Origin of the sequence: Geotoga petraea (assembly GCF_900102615.1) — a bacterium.
In the GTDB taxonomy this organism is placed as follows: Bacteria; Thermotogota; Thermotogae; order Petrotogales; family Petrotogaceae; genus Geotoga; species Geotoga petraea.
This window is the reverse complement of sequence record NZ_FMYV01000001.1, coordinates 256,437-275,924: the sequence shown is the minus strand read 5'-3', so window position 1 is coordinate 275,924 and position 19,488 is coordinate 256,437. Positions and strand designations below refer to the sequence as shown.

The 19,488-nt window shown below is 30.6% G+C and carries 21 protein-coding genes and 1 other RNA gene; 7 read left to right on the top strand and 15 right to left on the bottom strand.

Annotated elements, in window-relative coordinates; translation table 11 throughout:
* Window positions 1–8: 8 nt before the first annotated feature.
* From flgA to BLS00_RS01315, 4 genes are read left to right on the top strand one after another with little or no spacing between them, the layout of a single operon-like run.
* Window positions 9–920 carry a flagellar basal body P-ring formation chaperone FlgA gene (flgA, locus tag BLS00_RS01330; RefSeq protein WP_091402107.1) on the top strand — a complete coding sequence of 304 codons (912 nt, stop codon included), beginning with the start codon at window positions 9–11 and terminating at the stop codon, window positions 918–920.
* Window positions 921–966: 46 nt separating this feature from the next.
* Window positions 967–1,527 carry a flagellar basal body L-ring protein FlgH gene (locus BLS00_RS01325; protein ID WP_091402106.1) on the top strand — a complete coding sequence of 187 codons (561 nt, stop codon included), beginning with the start codon at window positions 967–969 and terminating at the stop codon, window positions 1,525–1,527.
* A gap of 20 nt (window positions 1,528–1,547) precedes the next feature.
* Window positions 1,548–2,525 (top strand): flagellar basal body P-ring protein FlgI, encoded by a 978-nt coding sequence (gene flgI, locus BLS00_RS01320; RefSeq protein WP_091402104.1) that lies wholly within the window; start codon window positions 1,548–1,550, stop codon window positions 2,523–2,525.
* Window positions 2,526–2,798: a hypothetical protein gene (locus BLS00_RS01315; protein WP_091402102.1), complete on the top strand. Its 273-nt coding sequence runs from the start codon at window positions 2,526–2,528 to the stop codon at window positions 2,796–2,798.
* A 31-nt stretch (window positions 2,799–2,829) separates the two neighbouring features.
* On the opposite strand, the gene miaB is transcribed toward BLS00_RS01315, so the two are convergent.
* The 7 genes from miaB to BLS00_RS01280 all read right to left on the bottom strand — a co-directional run bounded on the left by miaB (window position 2,830) and on the right by BLS00_RS01280 (window position 9,140).
* Window positions 2,830–4,200: a tRNA (N6-isopentenyl adenosine(37)-C2)-methylthiotransferase MiaB gene (gene miaB, locus BLS00_RS01310; RefSeq protein WP_091402100.1), complete on the bottom strand. Its 1,371-nt coding sequence runs from the start codon at window positions 4,198–4,200 to the stop codon at window positions 2,830–2,832.
* Window positions 4,201–4,266: 66 nt separating this feature from the next.
* Window positions 4,267–5,085 (bottom strand): 30S ribosomal protein S2, encoded by an 819-nt coding sequence (gene rpsB / locus BLS00_RS01305; protein ID WP_091402098.1) that lies wholly within the window; start codon window positions 5,083–5,085, stop codon window positions 4,267–4,269.
* Window positions 5,086–5,184: 99 nt separating this feature from the next.
* Entirely contained in the window at window positions 5,185–5,532 is a 348-nt protein-coding gene (rsfS, locus tag BLS00_RS01300) for a ribosome silencing factor (protein WP_240724318.1), read from the bottom strand.
* Between the two features lie 11 nt (window positions 5,533–5,543).
* Entirely contained in the window at window positions 5,544–7,370 is a 1,827-nt protein-coding gene (gene glmS, locus BLS00_RS01295; protein WP_091402096.1) for a glutamine--fructose-6-phosphate transaminase (isomerizing), read from the bottom strand.
* A gap of 16 nt (window positions 7,371–7,386) precedes the next feature.
* Window positions 7,387–8,364, bottom strand: a complete 978-nt coding sequence (plsX, locus tag BLS00_RS01290; RefSeq protein ID WP_244885723.1) for a phosphate acyltransferase PlsX — start codon at window positions 8,362–8,364, stop codon at window positions 7,387–7,389.
* A 2-nt stretch (window positions 8,365–8,366) separates the two neighbouring features.
* A complete protein-coding gene (gene rpmF, locus BLS00_RS01285; protein WP_091402091.1) occupies window positions 8,367–8,549 on the bottom strand; it encodes a 50S ribosomal protein L32 in 183 nt (60 codons plus the stop codon).
* 33 nt (window positions 8,550–8,582) lie between these two features.
* A complete protein-coding gene (locus BLS00_RS01280) occupies window positions 8,583–9,140 on the bottom strand; it encodes a YceD family protein (RefSeq protein ID WP_205742391.1) in 558 nt (185 codons plus the stop codon).
* Window positions 9,141–9,337: 197 nt separating this feature from the next.
* Here BLS00_RS01280 and prfA point away from each other — a divergent pair, with 197 nt between their 5' ends.
* Genes prfA through thrS form a run of 3 tightly spaced genes read left to right on the top strand, consistent with a single transcriptional unit; the run spans window position 9,338 to window position 12,753 of the window.
* The gene (gene prfA / locus BLS00_RS01275) at window positions 9,338–10,408 is read left to right on the top strand and encodes a peptide chain release factor 1 (protein ID WP_091402089.1); all 1,071 of its coding nucleotides are present in this window, start codon (window positions 9,338–9,340) and stop codon (window positions 10,406–10,408) included.
* A 24-nt stretch (window positions 10,409–10,432) separates the two neighbouring features.
* Window positions 10,433–10,837 (top strand): hypothetical protein, encoded by a 405-nt coding sequence (locus BLS00_RS01270; RefSeq protein ID WP_091402087.1) that lies wholly within the window; start codon window positions 10,433–10,435, stop codon window positions 10,835–10,837.
* Window positions 10,834–12,753: a threonine--tRNA ligase gene (gene thrS, locus BLS00_RS01265; RefSeq protein ID WP_091402084.1), complete on the top strand. Its 1,920-nt coding sequence runs from the start codon at window positions 10,834–10,836 to the stop codon at window positions 12,751–12,753. The genes BLS00_RS01270 and thrS overlap by 4 nt, the downstream gene beginning before the upstream one ends.
* Window positions 12,754–12,782: 29 nt before the next feature.
* On the opposite strand, the gene rnpB is transcribed toward thrS, so the two are convergent.
* From rnpB to BLS00_RS01225, 8 genes are all read right to left on the bottom strand, one after another.
* Window positions 12,783–13,087: RNase P RNA component class A (gene rnpB / locus BLS00_RS01260), an RNA gene on the bottom strand.
* On the bottom strand, window positions 13,081–13,986 hold the full coding sequence (gene mnmL, locus BLS00_RS01255; protein WP_091402082.1) for a tRNA modification radical SAM protein MnmL/YtqA: 906 nt from the start codon (window positions 13,984–13,986) through the stop codon (window positions 13,081–13,083). Before mnmL ends, rnpB begins: the two co-directional genes overlap by 7 nt.
* 6 nt (window positions 13,987–13,992) lie before the next feature.
* The gene (locus tag BLS00_RS01250) at window positions 13,993–14,481 is read right to left on the bottom strand and encodes a hypothetical protein (RefSeq protein ID WP_091402079.1); all 489 of its coding nucleotides are present in this window, start codon (window positions 14,479–14,481) and stop codon (window positions 13,993–13,995) included.
* Entirely contained in the window at window positions 14,429–15,706 is a 1,278-nt protein-coding gene (locus BLS00_RS01245; protein ID WP_091402078.1) for an amidohydrolase, read from the bottom strand. Before BLS00_RS01245 ends, BLS00_RS01250 begins: the two co-directional genes overlap by 53 nt.
* 48 nt (window positions 15,707–15,754) lie before the next feature.
* Entirely contained in the window at window positions 15,755–16,486 is a 732-nt protein-coding gene (locus tag BLS00_RS01240; protein WP_091402076.1) for an alpha/beta fold hydrolase, read from the bottom strand.
* Between the two features lie 24 nt (window positions 16,487–16,510).
* A complete protein-coding gene (rho, locus tag BLS00_RS01235) occupies window positions 16,511–17,743 on the bottom strand; it encodes a transcription termination factor Rho (RefSeq protein WP_205742407.1) in 1,233 nt (410 codons plus the stop codon).
* A 226-nt stretch (window positions 17,744–17,969) separates the two neighbouring features.
* A complete protein-coding gene (gene rplQ, locus BLS00_RS01230; protein ID WP_091402072.1) occupies window positions 17,970–18,359 on the bottom strand; it encodes a 50S ribosomal protein L17 in 390 nt (129 codons plus the stop codon).
* Window positions 18,356–19,408, bottom strand: coding sequence for a DNA-directed RNA polymerase subunit alpha (locus BLS00_RS01225; RefSeq protein ID WP_091402069.1), 1,053 nt, complete (start codon window positions 19,406–19,408; stop codon window positions 18,356–18,358). Before BLS00_RS01225 ends, rplQ begins: the two co-directional genes overlap by 4 nt.
* Window positions 19,409–19,488: the final 80 nt, after the last annotated feature.

Below are 19,488 nucleotides of genomic sequence, written 5' to 3'. Positions count from 1 at the left end.
AATAAAAGTTGAAAAATAAATTAATGATATTAGTCTTTCTGATATCTCTAATATTTATTTTCTCAAACACATTTATAATAGAAAGTTCTGTTATAACAAACGACAATAGGCTGTCTCTAAAAGATTTTTTCTCTGATATTCCTTTTGATAGAACTATCACATTTTTGAATACTCAAGAGGTAAAATATTCTAAAGATCAGTTAACAAATCTTATAACACCCTTTCTAAACATTTATTATGATGATTATGATTTGCAATTTGAGTCAGAGGAAATCTTAATAAAAAGGGGAAATAATGAAACTTATGAAAATTTTTATGATTTTAAACCTTTTTTGAATTCTTTTATGCAAAGAGAATATCCAAATTTAACGATAATTGGTTATGAAAATTTACCCAATGTATTTGATGTGAGTGAAATAAAAGTAGTCAACAGTTTTTTGAATAAAGATAATGTTTTTATTTCTCTAAAATATAAAACAGAAGATATTTATAAATTTTCTTCTATAAAAATCATTGTTGAAAAGCTTGAATCTGTTTTAATTTCAAAAGATATTATATCAACAGGTGAAAAGCTCACTACAGAGAACACTTACGAAGCTACAATAAACATTCTTAAATTTAATTTTGAAACAGTATCAAACGGGGATATTTTTCTTGAAAAATATGAATCAACAAAAATTTTCCATAAAGATGAACCGATAAACAAAACATATTTAAAAATGATCCCAGATGTTTTTAAAGGCGAAGTGGTAAATATTTTTGTCAATATTGGTGGTATTAGCATACATACATTAGGTAAAGCAACAGAAAATGGAACATACGAGCATAATATAACTGTAAAAAATATAGAAACTGGTAAAATGGTTTCTGGAATTTTGAAAAAAGGTCCCTCAGTTTTTGTAAACTTGGGAGGTGAGTGATATTAAAAAATTAAGTATATTTATAATTTTATTGGAATTTTCCATTATGATTTTTTCAGGATCACTTTGGAATGAAGATAATAAATCTATTTATACATACAACACAAATTATGAAGTTGGAGACACTATAACTGTGCAAGTATTAGAAAACCCAAATTTTTCTATAAGCGACGATGTTAATGATTATAAAGGAGCTTCTTTAGATACACTTGGTTCTGTTTTTAACACTTTGGGAGGCATAGATTTAAAAAACTTTTTGCCTTTGGGCTCAACTAATCCAAATGATTTAAATGTTCAAAATAAAACCGAAGAATCTTCTTCACAGGCAAATGTCAGCCTATTAATATCATCAATAATCACAGAAAAACAAGATGGTTTATACAAATTAAGAGGCGAAAAAGAATTGAAAGTAGGGAATAAAAGACAAAAAATGATTATTGAAGGATTTATATCGGAAAATTCAATAGATAGATCTGGAGTTGTAAATTCTGCTGATATAGCAAATGCAAAAATTTGGTATGATGGTGATATCGTTTTTCAACAGGATCCTTCAGAACCATCTTGGACTTCTTGGCTTTTATCAGGTATATCTAACGTATTTTTTTGATTCTATGAGGTGATTTTAAAATGAAGAAAAAATTGATTATTATAATTTTGATGGCTTTAAGTTTGACAGTTTTATCAGTTAGACTTAAAGATATTTCAAATTTCAGAGGTGCAAGAGATAACCAACTTTTTGGAATTGGTTTAGTAACTGGCTTAGATGGAACCGGGGACGGTGGAGAAGTTATTTCTGAAATGTTGGATAATATGATTAATAACTTGGGTATTAATTTAACTCAACAAATAGAATCAGATAATACGGCAATAGTAATGGTCTATGCAGATATACCTCCTTTTTATAAGCAAGGAATGAGATTGGATGTTAATGTTGCTGCTATTGGTGATTCTGATTCTTTAGAAAATGGTGTTTTAATTCAAACTCCGTTGTATGGGGCTGATAATAGAGTCTATGCAGTTGCTCAAGGAAATGTTCTAACAGGTGGGGCAAATATAAATAATAGTTCAAATTTACAAGACAAATACCAAGTTGTTGGCTCAATTCCTGAAGGTGCAATAATAGAAAGGGAGATTCCTTCAAATATTATCGACGAAGACAGTGTTACCCTTAATTTAAAAGCACCTGACTTCACAACTGCTTCAAGAGTTGCCATGGCAATAAATAATACTTTATCCAGAGATATTTCCAAAGCACAAGACGCTGCTTCGATTAAAGTTGAAATACCGGCAATGTTCAAAGATGATGTCATTTCTTTTTTAGCTATGCTTGAAGAAATCGAAGTTAAACCTGATCAAGCATCAAAAATTATCATCAACCAAAGAACTGGAACAGTAGTTCTTGGGGGAAATATAGAGATAGAAGATTTCACGGTTAGCTATGGAAATTTTGTTATAAGTGTTGAAAATGGAAAAATTGGAGAACAAAAAGCAAATATCCAAAATTTAATCCAAGCTTTAAAAGCTGCAGGCGCTCTTCCGCAAGATATAATTTCTATTATAGAAGCAATAGAACCACATATATATGCTGAAATAGTGGTGATGTAGATGATAGGTGCAGTTTACAATACAAATATTTCTTATACAAATACAAATATTGAAGAAACTTCAGAACAACTTGTTAGTAGTATTTTTAGTAAAATTTTAAATCAAATGAATGAAAATCCCCTATTTGAAGAAGATAGGTTAATTCCGAAATCCAATACCGAAAAATGGTTTAATGAAATGATTAACGCAGAATATTCAAAGAGCATAGCAAAAACAAGTTTAAAGCCTTTAACTCAACAAATAATAGACAGCTTTAATAAACCTCAAAGATAATAAAATGAGTTCTCAACGAGAACTCATTTTATTAATATCCAAATACTTCCTTTAAATAGTTTTCTTCTTTTTCAAAGTCTTCTTCAATTTCACTTTTAACTATCCTACCATACAAAGGACCTGCAGAAACTCTTTCTATATATACGTCTACAAATTTCCCTTTTAAATTTTCTGTACTATCAAACATAACGACTTTGTTGTTTATAGTTCTCCCAAGGAATTTCCCAGATTTAGTCTTACTTTCTTGAATAACCCTAAGAATGTGATCTTTATATTTTAAATTTTCTTCTTTGTTAATTTCTTTTTGTATATTCATAAGATACTGAAATCTCTTGTTTTTAATATGTTTTGGTATATCATCTTCCATATATTTTTCTGCAATAGTACCTTCCCTGGGGGAGTATTCTGCAATATTTATCTTATCATACCTACACTGTTTCACTAAATCTACAGTTTGCATAAAATCTTCATCTGTTTCTCCAGGGAACCCAACAATAAAATCACTTGTAGTTGTTACATATGGAACTTCGCTTTGAATTTTTTTAACCATTTCAATATATTCTTTTCTTGTATGTTTTCTATTCATCTTTTTTAATATCTTATCACTACCACTTTGAACTGGTAAATGAAAGTATTTGGCTGCCTTGGGAACGTTTTTTACGGTTTGAATTAATTTGTCAGTTATATCTGTTGGGTAAGATGTTGTAAACCAAATTCTTTCTATGTTATCCATTTTTGACGTTTCTTCTATCAAAAGGTGTAATTTTGGTTTTTTATCCCCAAAATCTTTCCCATAGGAGTCTACGTTTTGACCGAGAAAAGTTATCTCTCTATAGCCTTTTTCAGAATAATTTTTCGCTTCAGTAAGTATATCATCTATTTTTCTGCTCTTTTCTAAACCTCTTGTATATGGAACTATACAGTATGTACAATATTTATTACAGCCATGTATTATTGTAATCCAAGCATGGTGCTTGCTTGATGGCCTTATTGGTAAGTGAGCTGTAAAATCATCTAATTTGTCGCTAAAATCTAAAAATCTTTTACCTTTTTTGGCTCTTTCTACCAAATCAACTATATCTGTTACATTTCTGGTCCCAAATACAAAATCTACTGTAGAAAATTTGTTCAATATTTTTTCTTTTTCTTTTTCTGCAGAACATCCTCCAACTCCTATAATTACATTTTTTTTACCATCTTTTTTACTTTTTCCAAGACTCCCTATAGCTCCATACATTTTATTTTCAGCTTTCTCTCTTACTGAACAGGTATTGATTAGAATAACATCGGCATTCTTTGGATTTTCAGTCCATTCGTGTCCTTCGTTTTCCAATAACCCTGTCATTATCTCACTTTCATTCACATTCATTTGACATCCAAATGTTTTTATGTAAAACTTCATAATGAGGCCTCCTTATTAAAAATCCGGCCACAGATATGCGGCCGGAAATGTTATTTAATTTTAATATTACTCTTCTTCTTCTTCTTCAATATCTTCAACAAATTCTTCGTATTTGTCTTCTGCTTCTAATTTTTTGTTTATTTCTTCTGGGATTTCTTCTGTCTTCTGTTCTGAATTTTCAGATTCTTCTAAGTTGTCAGCTCTTCCTTCTCTACCTTCTATAACAGCATCTGCTATTTTAGAAGTGATCAACATGATTGTTCTTATTGCATCATCATTTGCAGGAATAACATAGTCTATTACATCTGGATCACAGTTTGTATCCAACATAGATACTGTAGTAATACCCAATTTATTCGCTTCTTCAATAGCTATCTCTTCTTTTTTAGGGTCTACTAAAAACATAACTTCAGGCATTTTGTTTAATCCTCTTAAACCGCCCAAGTTTTTTTCTAGTTTTTCCAATTGTCTCTTAATAGCTGATTGTTCTTTTTTAGGCAATTTTTCAAAATCTTCTGTTTCTATGTATTCTTCTAATTCTTCAAGTTTATCAATTCTTTTTTTGATTGTTTTGAAATTAGTCAATAAACCACCTAACCATCTGTTATTAACGTAATATCCTCCACATCTTTTAGCTTCATCAGCTACAATTTGTTGGGCCTGTTTTTTTGTACCAACAAATAAAACATCAGCACCTTCTGCTGACTTGTCTCTAACGAAGTTATAAGCTTCATCAATAGATTGTAAAGTCTTTTGTAAATCAATGATGTGAATACCTTTTCTTTCGGTGAAAATATATGGTTTCATCTTTGGATCCCATCTTCTTGTTCTATGCCCAAAATGAGCACCTGCTTCTAACAACTGTTTCATACTTACTACTGACACTAAAAATACACCTCCATTTGGTTTTTGCCTCCAACTTTCATACTTTCACCGGTCTAATATTTAGACACCGAGGTAAAATTTTAAAAAGTTGTGAGTAATTTACTGTATTCTTTCTTCTTCTGCCCATAGTCCTTCAAGATCATAAAATTCTCTTGCTTTTTCAGAGAAAATATGAACTAAAATTGAACCTGCATCAATTGTCATCCAGTCATATCCTTTACCTTTATCGTAGTTAACAATTGGCAGTTCTTGTTCCTTTAGGTATTGTATCACATAATCCCTCAAAGCAGCCATGTGTGTATCTGAATTTCCTGTTACAATTATGAAAAAGTCTACCATCAATGCTGTTTTCTCCATATCTATTATTGTTATATTATTAGCATCTTTGTCGTCCAATAGATTTTTAATAGCTTCAACATGTTTTCTTATCTGATCTTTTGTTATCAAAATCACACCTCCTATTCAACAGTTACACTTTTTGCAAGGTTTCTGGGTTTGTCTGGGTCAAGATTCCTCAATATAGCTACATAATAAGCAAACAATTGTGTAACTGGAGCAACTGTCAAAGGAGAAATAGCCTCAGAAGTTTTTGGAACTTCTATATATTCATTCGTTATTTTTTTTATTTTTTCATCGCCTTTTGTGCTAATTGCAATTACTCTTGCTTTTCTTGCCTTTACTTCCATTATGTTGCTAATCATTTTTTCCCTTAAACCATTGAAAGGGACTATTGCAAAAACTGGAAAAGATTCGTCCAATAAAGCTATAGGTCCATGTTTTAATTCTCCAGCTTGATATCCATTTGCATTTATATAACTGATTTCCTTTAATTTCAAAGCACCTTCTAATGATGCAGTGTATCCAAAACCTCTGCCAATAAACATCATGTGTTTATAGTGAGTGTACTCTCTTGCCAGCTCTAAAATATGATCTTTTTTAGATAATATTTCTTTGTAAATATCAGGTATTAATTCTAATTCACTTATTATTTTTTTGACTTCTTCAGTATAATAACCTTTCCAATTCATTATTTGTGCTGCAATAGCATATAAAATTGATATCTGAGCAGTATAAGTTTTTGTTGCTGCAACTCCTATTTCTGGCCCTGTGTTCATATAAACAACAGAATGTGATTCTCGAGGAATAGTTGAGCCAACAACATTACTCATTGCTAACACATGAGCTCCTTTTTGTTTTGCTAACCTTATTCCCTCTAAAGTATCTATTGTTTCTCCTGATTGACTTACTGCTATCACAAGAGTCTTATCGTCGACATGTGGGTTCATATATCTAAATTCTGAAGCCACCTCTAATGAAATGTTTATGTTTGAATATGCTTCTACAAAATATTTCATAGAGTAACCAGCATGATAGCTTGTACCACAAGCAACTATATAGATTTTTTCAAGATCATTTTTGATAAAATCTTTTATTGAATCCAATTCTTTAATGGTTGGATATCCATTTTCTATTCTTCCAGCCAACGCAGATTTTATCGACTGAGGTTGTTCATTTATTTCTTTTTCCATAAAATGGTCATATCCGCCCTTTTCTGCAAGCGTTTCATCCCATGTTATGTCTATAATTTCTTTTTGTATTTCTTCATTTTCAAGATTATATATTTTATAACCATCAGGCTTTAATCTAACAATTTCACCATCATCTAAAAATACTACTTTTCTCGAATATTTAAGAATAGGAGTTACATCACTAGCTAATATAGAAACTTTCCCATTATTCGCAATTACCATGGGGCTTCCTTTTCTGGCTGCAATTATTGTGTTAGGATCGTCTTTATGCATTACACCAATTGCATAAGCTCCTTCAAATAATTTTACTGCTTTTCTAACCGTATCGAATAAATCACCATTGTACTCTCTTTCAAGTACTTGTGCTATCACTTCTGTATCTGTTTCAGATTTGAACTTCACGCCACTTTTTTGTAATTCATCTTTCAACTCTTGATAATTTTCAATAATTCCATTGTGAACTATTGCAATCTCATCTTTTTGCCCAGAATGTGGATGTGAATTTATATCAGAAACTGCACCATGAGTAGCCCACCTTGTATGAGCTAACCCAGATTTTATATCTTTTTTCATAATTTCATGAAGATGCTGTTCTAAAACTTCTATTTTTCCTTCTTTTTTCTCGATTTCAATTTTACTACCATTATTGTAAGCGATTCCAGCAGAGTCATATCCTCTGTATTCTAATTTTTTTAAACCTGTTATGAGATCTTCTATTTTAATTTCTTTTCCAACGAATCCTACTATCCCACACAATTTGATATCCTCCTCGTTAAAGGGTTATTTTTGATACTAAGTTCTCTGAAGAAGCTTTTTGAGCAACATATATAGCATTTGAAATAGCTTCTGAATCAGAAGAACCATGGGCTTTAACTAAATGCCCATTAACCCCTAAAAAGAAAGTCCCACCATATTGTCTATAATCAATTTTTGATCTTAAAGAATAAAGAGATTTTTTCATTAACAAGGCCCCTATTTTAGTAAGCAATCCGCCTTTATTAACAGTAGACCTTAATTCATCCAAAATATAATACGCTGTTCCTTCTATGGTCTTTAATATATTATTACCTGTAAAACCATCAGTTAATAAAACATCAAAATTGTTCCCAAATATTTCCCTTGCTTCTACAAAACCAACGTAGTCTATATCTTCTTTCTCTTTCAAAATTTCCGCTGCATCCCTAACCGTAGAAGTGCCCTTTTCTTCTTCGGTTCCAATATTCAAAATCCCAACTCTTGGATTTTTGATATCCATAAATTTTGCATATGCAATTCCTTCTCTTGCAAAATCATAAAAATGTTCAGCTTTAACTTCTGAATTTGCTCCTGCATCTACCAATATTCTCGGCTTATTATTTTTACCAGGTAAAGCCAATGCCAAAGCTGGTCTTTTTATACCTTCTAATCTACCAGCAATAAAAGTACCAGCGCTCAACAAAGCGCCTGTGTTACCTGCTGATACAAAAGCATCTAAATCTCCAGTTCTTAACATTTCACAACCTTTGTATATAGAAGAATTCTTCAATCTAATTACCTGTGTAGGTTTTGTTTCATTTGTCACAGTATTTTCAGCTTCAATAAAATGAACGTTTTCATGCCCTTGGAAAACAGTTTTATCTTCTAAATTTCCAATAATATATAGTTCAGAATTTTTTAAAATTCCATTTTTTAAAGCAAAAATTGCACCCTGAATCGTTGATTCGGGTGCATTGTCGCCACCATATAAGTCTAACCCAATTTTATTTATCATATTTATTCGCCAATCTCAAGTACTTGTTTCCCACCGTATTGCCCACAATTTAGACAAACTCTGTGTGGCAATTTTGGTTCTCCACAACTAGGGCATTTCACAACGTTCACCTTAATTGCTGAATAAAATTTTGCTTTTCTCCTGTGAGTTCTCGCTCTGGATGGTTTTTGTTTTGGTGTAGCCATTTATATTACCTCCTCCGATATTTTATGTATAATTTAATCTTCTTTTTCAATCAATTTTAAAAGATCCTTTAACCTCGGATCTACTTCTTCCTTTTCACAAGAATGATCAGGATTTTCATTAAGATCTTCACCACAAATAGGGCATAACCCTTTACAGTTTTCTTTGCATAAAGGTTTTTCCGGCACAGCTAATATTATAGCTTCTATAACTCTATCTGTCAAATCGATAGAGTCATTTTTATAGTAAATTATATTTTCTAAAGATGAAAGATGTTCTGTTTTGTTTAATTCTTTCTCGAATTCTTTATTTATGTAGTATGCAGTGATTTCACTAACTATATCAAACTCAAAAGGTTTTAAACATCTTGAACAATTTATCATCAACTTTGTATTGACTTCTCCATTCAAGTCAAATCCTTTAGAAGTTTTTTTTAGTTCTAAATCAACATTAACAGGAGACATCACCTTTGCTGTGTCGTTTAATGTATCAATTTCCCTCCAATCTGTTATTTCAATCTCTTTATTTAATTTTTTTTCAATTTTATCTATTTCGAAAATAAGTTTTTCGCTGTTCAATTCTTCATTGTACAAATGTTATCACCTCGGCTCTTTCTATTTTACTTTTTATTTTTTTAAATGAAAATAATTTTTTGTAAACTCTTCGAGAAGATTTCATGTATTATATAATACTATAAAATAACAATTATAATTTACAATTATTTTTTCTTTTCTTATATAACAGTATTCACTATTATGGTATAATTAAATAAAAAATGGAGGGATTATAATTGGATTTATTGACTTTCAAAGAAACAATAAAAAACAGACTTAAAAATATAGAAAAAGAACTTGCCAATCCAGAAACTGCAAATTCTCCAGAAAAATTACAGAAATTAGGTATAGAACATAACAATTTAACAGAATTGAATAAAAAATATTCTGAATATGAAACATATTTGGAAGATTTAGAAGCTCTCCATGAAATGCATACACAAAATGATATTTCTGATGAAGAATATGGATCTATGAAAGAAGACTTAGAAAATAATATTAATAAATCGGAAAAAGAGATTGTTAAACTTTTGGTCCCAAAAGGGGAATATGATGATAGAAATATCATGATGGAAGTACGTGCGGGAGCTGGTGGAGATGAGGCTGGATTATTTGCTCAAGAATTGATGAGGCTTTATATTAGATATGCTGAAAGGAAAAATTGGAAATATGAAACATTGGATATGACAGATAATGGAATTGGTGGTCTTAAAACTGCTGTTTTGAAAATAAAAGGTAAGAATGTTTATGAAAAATTAAAATATGAATCTGGGGTACATAGAGTTCAGCGTGTCCCTCAAACAGAATCTTCTGGAAGAATCCATACCTCCACTGCAACTATAGCTGTTTTCCCAGAAGTTACAAATATAGATGTACATATAAACGATAATGATTTGAGAATTGATACTTATAGGGCGGGTGGAGCAGGAGGTCAACATGTCAACAAAACAGATTCTGCTGTTAGAATAACTCACAAACCCACCGGTATAGTAGTCACCTGTCAAAACGGGCGATCGCAACATCAAAATAAAGATACTGCCATGAATATTCTAAGAACTAGACTTTTCGAGCAAAAATTAGAAAAGCAAAAAAAAGAAATAACCACAGAAAGAAGATCTCTAATTGGTACTGGAGATAGAAGTGAAAAAATAAGAACTTATAATTTTCCTCAAAATAGAGTAACGGACCATAGAATTAACTACACTACTCATAGAATTGAAGCGATTATGGATGGGGATATCGATGAATTAATAGATGCTTTAACTGAAAGAGATTTGTCGAAAAGGTTAGAAAAAGTAGATATTTAATCTTGAATATATTGGAGGGATTCCATGATTTTCAACAAGATATATTCTGTTTTTTTCCTGCTATCTTTGTTTAGCAGTTTTACAGATGCGAATATTAGTGGGAATAATTCCTATTTAACCATAGTTTTTTACTTTTTAACGCAATTTATTTTTATTACAGGTATTTATATTTTGTACAATGAACAGTTAAAAGACAGGACGCTAAAAAATACAATAGCATATTCGTTGATATTATCAGTGGGTTTTTTATTGATGATTTATTTTTTAAATACAAATATACCAGTTTGGATATTTCAAAATTTACTGTTAATTTATGCAAATTATAACACAATAGAGTTTATGTATAAAAATAAAAAACAGTGTTTAAAAAATATATTAAATTTAAAACCATATATTATATACAAAGAAGACAGGAGTGATGACGAATGATAGAAGTAAAATTACCAGATGGTAGTTTAAAGGAGTACGAAAAAGGTGTAACTCCTGCAGATATAGCAAAGTCTATTTCTGAAGGATTATTTAGAAACTCAATAGGTGCTTTAATAAATGGAAAATTAGTCGATTTGGACACAGAGATAAATGAAAATTCTTCTTTAAAAATAATAACATTAAAAGATGAAGAAGCCCCTACAATTTATAGACATACAATGGCTCATATAATGGCTTTAGCTGTTAAAAGAATTTATGGACATGATAAAGTCAAAGTAGCCATTGGCCCAGTTATTCAAAATGGTTTTTATTATGATTTTGATCTTGAAGAAAAAATAGTCGAGGAAGATTTTCCAAAAATAGAACAAGAAATGAAAAAAATTGTGAAAGAAAATTACGAAATAACTCATGAAAAAGTTTCTAAAGAGGAAGCCAAAGATTTTTTCAAAGATGAACCTTATAAATTAGAGTTAATAGAAGACATTGATGATGATTTGGTTAGTATTTACAGGTTGGGAGAATTTGTTGATCTGTGTAAAGGTCCTCATTTACCTTCAACTGGTTTTATAAAACAGTTCAAGATTTTATCTGTATCTGGAGCTTATTGGAGAGGTGATGAAAACAATAAAATGTTACAAAGAATTTATGCAACAGCTTTTCCAAAGAAAAAAGAATTAGATGAATACTTAACTTTTTTAGAAGAAGCTAAAAAGAGAGACCACAGAAAGCTTGGGCCAAGATTAGGACTTTTCATGATTGATCCAGAAGTAGCTCCTGGTATGCCTTTCTTTTTAAAACGAGGTTCAAGGGCACTAAGTGAATTGATGAATTTTTCAAGAGAAATTCACGAAAAATATGGATACTTTGAAGTACAAACTCCTTTAATAATGAATGTTGATTTATGGCATAAATCTGGTCATTGGGATCATTATAAAGAAAACATGTTTTTTACCGAAAAAGAAGACGTTGAAATGGCTGTAAAACCCATGAACTGCCCTGGACATATTGTCGTATTCAAAAGAGATATGAAAAGCTATAGGGACCTACCAATTAGAATGTTTGAATTTGGAAAAGTGCACAGATATGAAAGAAGTGGGGTATTACATGGGTTATTTAGAGTTAGATACTTTACTCAAGATGATGCGCACATATTCTGTACTAATGAGCAAATAGAAAGAGAATTAGTTAGTGTGATGGATTTAACAGAAGAGTTATATTCCACCTTTGGTTTTGAATATGAAGCAAACCTTTCAACTATGCCTGAGGATCATATGGGAGATGTAGAAACTTGGGATAAAGCAATAGATGCATTAAAAGGGGCCTTAAAGAAAAAAAATGTCCCATACGTGATAAATGACGGAGACGGTGCTTTCTATGGACCTAAAATAGATTTTTATGTTACAGATTCACTGGGAAGAAAATGGCAATGTGCTACACTACAACTCGACTTTCAAATGCCAGAGAGATTCGATATAACCTATATAGATGAAAACAATGAACACGTAAGACCAGTTATGTTGCATAGAGCTATATTTGGTTCAATTGAAAGGTTTTTTGGGATTCTCATTGAAAATTTTGAAGGTGCTTTCCCAACTTGGTTATCTCCAGAACAAGTATCAATTATATCCGTATCTGAAAAATTCAATGAAGAAGCTGAAAAGTTTGCAAACAAATTAAAATCAGAAGGTATAAGGGTTAGTCTTAACACAACAAATGCAACAGTTGGTTATAAAATAAGAGAAGAACAAATGAAAAAGATCCCTTATATGATTGTTTATGGAGAAAAGGAAGCCGAAGGAAACACAATAAACATAAGAACACGAAACAATAAAAATATCAACGATGTAAAAATAGAAGATTTCATTAATACCATAAAAAAAGAAATTAAAAACAGAGCTCTTAATTTAAGTTACTAAAATATTATCCCCCCTTTTTTAGGGGGGATTTTTCAAGTAGAACTATAAGCCAGATTCTGTATTAATCGATCATCTATCTAAGCGACCCACCTTGAAGTTAACGAGCGGGCAACTCACCTTCAAATTTGGTCTTGCTCCAGATGGGGGTTACCAAGCTATCAGGTTACCCTGACACTGGTGAGCTCTTACCTCACCTTTCCACCCTTGCCTAATATAAGGCGGTTTGATTTCTATGGCCCTATACCAGAGATTTCTCTCTCCAGGATTTAACCTGGCATCCTGCCCTATGGAGTCTGGACTTTCCTCAAAAAATTGCGATCGATCGTTCTACTCTTTGTATTTTATACCTTGATATGTTCCTCTTTCTTTCATTTCTTTGTCTATCATATTTATAATTTCTATTTTCCTTTTTCCCCAATTACCATGTAAGGTACCATTTTTTGGTGGATCAGCAGCTAATCTATGAATTACTATTTCAGGGTTTAAATATTCGAGGAATAAAATAATCCTTTCAACATACTCTTCTAAAGTCAAAATTTTAATTTCATTATTTTTATATTTTTCGCCCAAAACAGTGTTTTCTGTGATATAGAGTGAATGTAATTTAACTCCCTGAACTTTCATTACATTAGCAAATTTAGCCATTTCAACAACATCGTTTTTATCATCTGTAGGAAAATCTATAATATAATGGTATATAATTTCTATATTTCTCTTTTTAGCTCTCAATGTTGCATCTATGACGTCTGATAGATAATGTCCTCTATTCATGTAAGATAGAGTTCTTGTATTGGTTGATTCTACTCCAAATTCCAAAAACACATCGACTTTTTCTTTGTAAGAAGCTATTAAATCTAACTTTTCTTCTTCGACACAATCTGGTCTTGTGGATATATCCAAAATCAAAATGTCTTCAGATATTAGTGAATGATCGTATAATTCTTTGAGTTTTTCAACTTTTGCATAAGTATTTGTGTTAGATTGGAAATAAGCCATGTATTTTGACGCCTTGCCTTCATATCTTTTCATCATTAACTCTAACTGTTTTGAAATTGACACATCCGCACTGGTTGAAGAAAAAGCACTACCTGTTTTCTCACAAAAAATACAACCCCCAAAACCTTTTTCTCCAGTTTTGTTTGGACAAGAAAACCCGGCATTTATTGGTAATCTCTGTACTCTTTGTCCATATCTTTTTTTTAAATAGGAACTTAAATTGTTATAGTATTTCACTAAAAATCACCTAAATTTATCAACCTTATATTTTAAATCTTCTACAATATTTTTGTCTGGACCTATTATCACAAACATATTTTTGTCAATACCTATAAACCAACTATATAAAACATCCTCGTCTAAAAGGCCATTATATCTTCCATAAAAAACCGGTATTGTAGATAAAAAAGAATTAAACTCCGATGATAATTCTTCTACAAAATTATACCAGAAGCTATTTAACTTGTATATACTTTTGAAATTAAGAATGTAAATTTTATAGGTTGAATTGTTTCTTTCCAATAAAATGGTCATTTTACTTGTTTCTTCTGGAAGTTCAAAATGTAAAAAAGTGCTTTCAGAGGTAATTTCTCTACTTTTTACCTCATATAAAGCAGGATTGAATTCAATATATTCTTCAAAATTTGCAGAAAAAGACAGTGTAGAAACTAAAAAAAGGTTAATTATTAAGAGAATTTTCCATTTCTTTATAACATTCGCTAAAGTTTTCATACACCTCATCCTCCTTTATATTAACAAACTCATAATCTTTATATATCCATTTTCCACCAACCATGGTAGCTTCAATATTAGAAGTGTTCATGGAATAAAGTATATGTGATTTGAGCCTTTGTAAATCAAATGGTTTGAATTCAGGAGCATTTAAATTTACTACTATCAAATCGGCTTTAAAATCTTCATCCAGTCTACCAATTTTTTGATTAAATGCAAACCCTCCATTTTCCCACATCATTCTCAAAAACTCTTCGTTTTTTATGCTATCGGTTTTATATTTAGATTTATAATAAAGAGAAGAAAGCTGAATTTCTTTCAGTATGTTTAAAGAATTGTTGCTTGCACTTCCGTCTGTACCAACAGTTATGTTTATATTTTCTTCCAACATTTGTTTCATAGGCATCATTCCGTTTCCTAATTTCAAATTACTGGATGGATTGTGAGAAACAGTTACTTCGTGTTTTGAAAGTATTTTAATATCTTCATCCGATACATGAACACAATGTGCAGCAATCACCGGAACATCAAAAATATGGGTTTTTTCTATGTATGATAAATCGTAATTCTCATTTTTAGATTCTAAAAGATGTATTTGAATGTGAGTATTGTACTTTTCAGCTAATTTTGCTGTTTCTTTTAGATGTTCTTCAGAAACTGTATATGGTGCATGAGGTCCAAACCCTATAATTATTCTATCTTCAAAACCATTATATTTTTCTATTGTATCAATATTTTCTTTTATTTTTCTCTTCCATTCTTCGTCATTATCAGAAGCAAGCCCTCTGGATATAAAAGCTCTCATCCCCGTTTTTATTGTGGCTTTTGCAATTTGGTCAGTAAACATATACATATCTGCAAAAGAAGTTATGCCATTTTTCACCATTTCCATTTGGGATAACAAACTTCCCCAATATGCCATTTCTTCATTCAATAATTCCTCTCTTGGCAGCATATTTTTATATAACCAGGATTCAAAATCAACATCATCAGCCATACCTTTAAAAAATGACATTACCGAATGTGAATGAGTGTTTATAAACCCAGGTAGTACCAATTTATCTTGTAAATCTATTATTTTTGATTGTTTTATTATTTCTTGAGGTATATCTTGAAAATCCATTATTTCATATATTTCATCATCTTTTAAAACAATTGATTTAATTTTTATTTCACTATCAGCACTTTTTAAAATATAAGGATTTTTAAAAATTGTATATTTCAAAAATTTCATCTCCAATCATTCAAAAAATCGGGATTTTATCCCGATCTTCTATATTATAAAATCTTTAATTTTTTCAAAATACTTATCAGAATTATATTTACAATTCATCAACTCATGTTTACCAAGTCTGAAATTGAATATTTTTATCTTATCATTATTAATTTTTTCGTATTCAAATTTGTTAATGATTTTATCTTCTTCACCATAGAGCAAAATTGTTGGAATTTCTATTTTTTTTATTTCTTTTAAAGCCTTTTCAGCTTCATCAAACATCTGCTTTGCAGTTCTTACAGTTATTCTATCGTGAATCATTGGATCTTCAATATATTTTTTATTTTCTGTATCATCGCTTGATATTTCTTTTGGTGGTATACCATTAGAAAAACTTAAAGAAGGGAAAACAGACATTATTGTTAAAAGTAACTTCTTTTGTGCAATATCCCCTAATGCTGGAGAAGATAAAATCAATTTTTTTGGCTTTTTTAAATTCATTTCACTATATCTAGCACTAATTAATCCACCTAAAGAATGCCCATAAAGAATAAAGTCATCAGGTGCAAATTCATCAATGAAAGAATAAATTTCATAAAAACTTTTGATATCACCTCTTTTACCTGGAGAATTACCATGTCCTGGTAGATCAAAAGTATATACATTGATATTCAAATCGTTTAATTTTTTTATGAAATCAATGTACCTACCTGAATACTCTCCCAATCCATGAACTAAAAACAAATTACTCACTGGATCATCGACTAAATATGTTTTTTTATAAAGCATAGCTGTCCCCCCAAAAAAATATTTTTATATCTTTTGCTTTTCTATAGCTTTAAACATTTTTTCATTTGTTTTATGTTTTTTGAATATGTTTAAAACATACTCTAATGCGTCTTTATTGTTAAGATCATTAATTATCTTTCTCAAAACAAAAATGTTTTTTAATTTATCTTCTTCAATTAATAGTTCTTCTTTTCTTGTCCCAGATTGTTTAATATTCAAGGCCGGAAATATTCTGTCGTTTGCAATTTCTCTTGACAAGATAAGTTCCATATTGCCAGTCCCTTTAAACTCTTCAAAAATAACTTCATCCATTTTTGATCCTGTATCAACTAATGCTGTGGCTATAATTGTTAATGAACCACCTTCACGTATTTTTCTTGCTGCACCAAAGAATTTTTTAGGGAATGTCAAAGCAGCAGGATCAACACCGCCACTCAAAAGTTTTCCACTAGAAGGTACATGTAAATTATAAGCTCTCGCAAATCTTGTTAAACTATCCATAAGTATTACTACATCATGCCCAAATTCAACTTGTCTCTTTACCAAATTCAAAACCATTTCAGAAACTTTTATTTGATTTTTTGGATCCATATCAAATGGAGCAGCTATAACATCTGCGTTTACAGTATCTCTAATATCTGTAACTTCTTCAGGCCTCTCATCCATTAACAATACATATCTTTTTGTGTTAGGGTGATTTTTAGCAATAGAATTGGCAATATCTTTTAGCAAAGTAGTTTTACCCGCTTTGGGAGGTGAAACTATTAATCCTCTTTGTCCATATCCTATAGGTGAAAATATGTCAACTATTCTTGAACTTACAGGGCCATTTTCATATTCAAGATCCATCAGTTTAGTGGGATATTCTGGAGTTAGATTTTCAAAAGAGACTCTATCTTTACTCCTACTGGGTTTTTGTGAATTTACAGCTTCTATTCTTAATAGGGCAAAAAATTTTTCCCCTTCTTTTGGTGGTCTAACTTGTCCTGCAACAACATCTCCAGTGAAGAGATTAAATCTCCTTATTTGAGATTGAGAAACATAAACATCATCAGGACCCTGTAGAAGTGAATTATCCACATTTCTAAGGAAGCCATATCCATCTGGAAGTATCTCTATTACCCCTTCATAGAAAAAATAACCTATCGATTCAGTTTGCTTTCTCAATATTGAAAACATAAGTTCATTCTTAGTCATTTTTGAATAATTTGATATATTGAACTGCCTTGCAAAGTTATACAATTCTTTTCTTGTCATTTCACTAAGTTTGGCTATATCAAAATCAACAGCTCTAATATCATCTTTTTTTGTGTTATCTGACAAAAAACACACCTCCGTAGTTTTTATTGAAGAATTTGGAAAGAAATTTATGGAAAGGCTACTATTAATATTGTATCATAATTAAATAAATTTTTGACTTGATAAATCTTTATTCATGTAAAAAAAGAGGGTTATAATAACCCCCTTCTCATATTTAAAAAAATTACTTTTCGTCTACAGGTAATAATTGAAATAATGACATTTCAGAAGCATCTCCTCTTCTGAAACCTATTTTCAAAATCCTTGTGTATCCGCCATTTCTATCTTGGTATTTTGGAGCAATTTCATTTACGATTTTATCTACTAACTTTCTATCGTTGAAATTTTTGTTTATTTCTCTGCTTAAAGCCATTTTTCTTACTGGATTTTCTGCAGCATTAGCTTTTTTTGCCTTTGTAATTATTTTTTCTACCAAAGTTCTAGCAACTTTAGCTTTTACGGTAGTTGTTACTATTGAACCTTCTTCAAAAACACTTCTGGCAATATTTTTAACAAGGGCTTTCCTATGTGAAGCATATCTATTGAGTTTATTTCTCTTTACTCTATGTCTCATTCTTCAGAGTTCCTCCCTTCCTCATACAATTTTTCATATTCAATATTAAATTTTTCTTCTAACTCTTTTTTTATTTCTTCAAGAGACTTTCTTCCAAAGTTTTTAATTTTCATTAATTCTTCAGGAGTTTTATTTAATAGTTCACCAACATTGTTGATCCTTTCTCTCTTTAAACAATTTTTAGCTCTTTTTGTTAAGTCTAAATTATCTATAGATGTTTCAACAATTTCAGTAGAAAGACCAAACATGTTTGATTCAGAATCTTCAGATTCTTCCTCTTTTTCAGCTCCACCCATATCCTGGACAGGTTCGAGCGATTCAAGAATGTTTGTATCTTTCCAAAGTTTAGTTATAAAAAGAAAGTGCTCCATTAGTATTTCTGTAGCTTTTTTTAAAGCTTCTTCAGGAGTGATATTTTTCTTAGTCCAAATATCCAAAATCAATTTATCGTAATCTGTCCTTTTACCAACACGAATATTTTCAGTTAGATAATTAACTTTTGTAACAGGGCTAAAAACTCCATCGATAAAGATATATTCTATATCTGTTGGATGATCTAATTCATTTGAAGGTATAAATCCTTTACCTGGTTCAGCGAATAGTTCCATTTCAACTTCAATATCTTTAGTAATTGTTGCAATAACAAAATCTGGATTAGCTATCTCAATACCAGCAGGAGTGTCAATGTCACCTGCAAGTAATTCACCAGGTCCTGTTTTGCTTACATTAAAAGTTACTGGTTCTTCTAACTCTTTAATTTCTTCAATATTTTCTGCAGCTATTTGCACTTGTTTTAAATTAAGAGCTATTTCTAAAAGATCTTCTTTTACACCTTCTATGGTATCAAATTCATGTAATTTCCCTGGAACTCTTAATCCTGTTATCGCCATTGCAGGTATAGAAGATAATAACACTCTTCTTAAAGCATTGCCAATGGTTATAGAATAACCTTTTTCTAAAGGATATAATTCATATCTTGAAAAATTATAATCTTTTTCTTGCCTTTCCTCAACCAATTCAAATTTGTTTGGCTTAATTAATAATTCCATATGCTTCCCCGGATTAAACTATTTTAACCGGGTACACCTCCTTTCCTTGATTTTGGACGAGGTGATCCTCTTTAGTATAT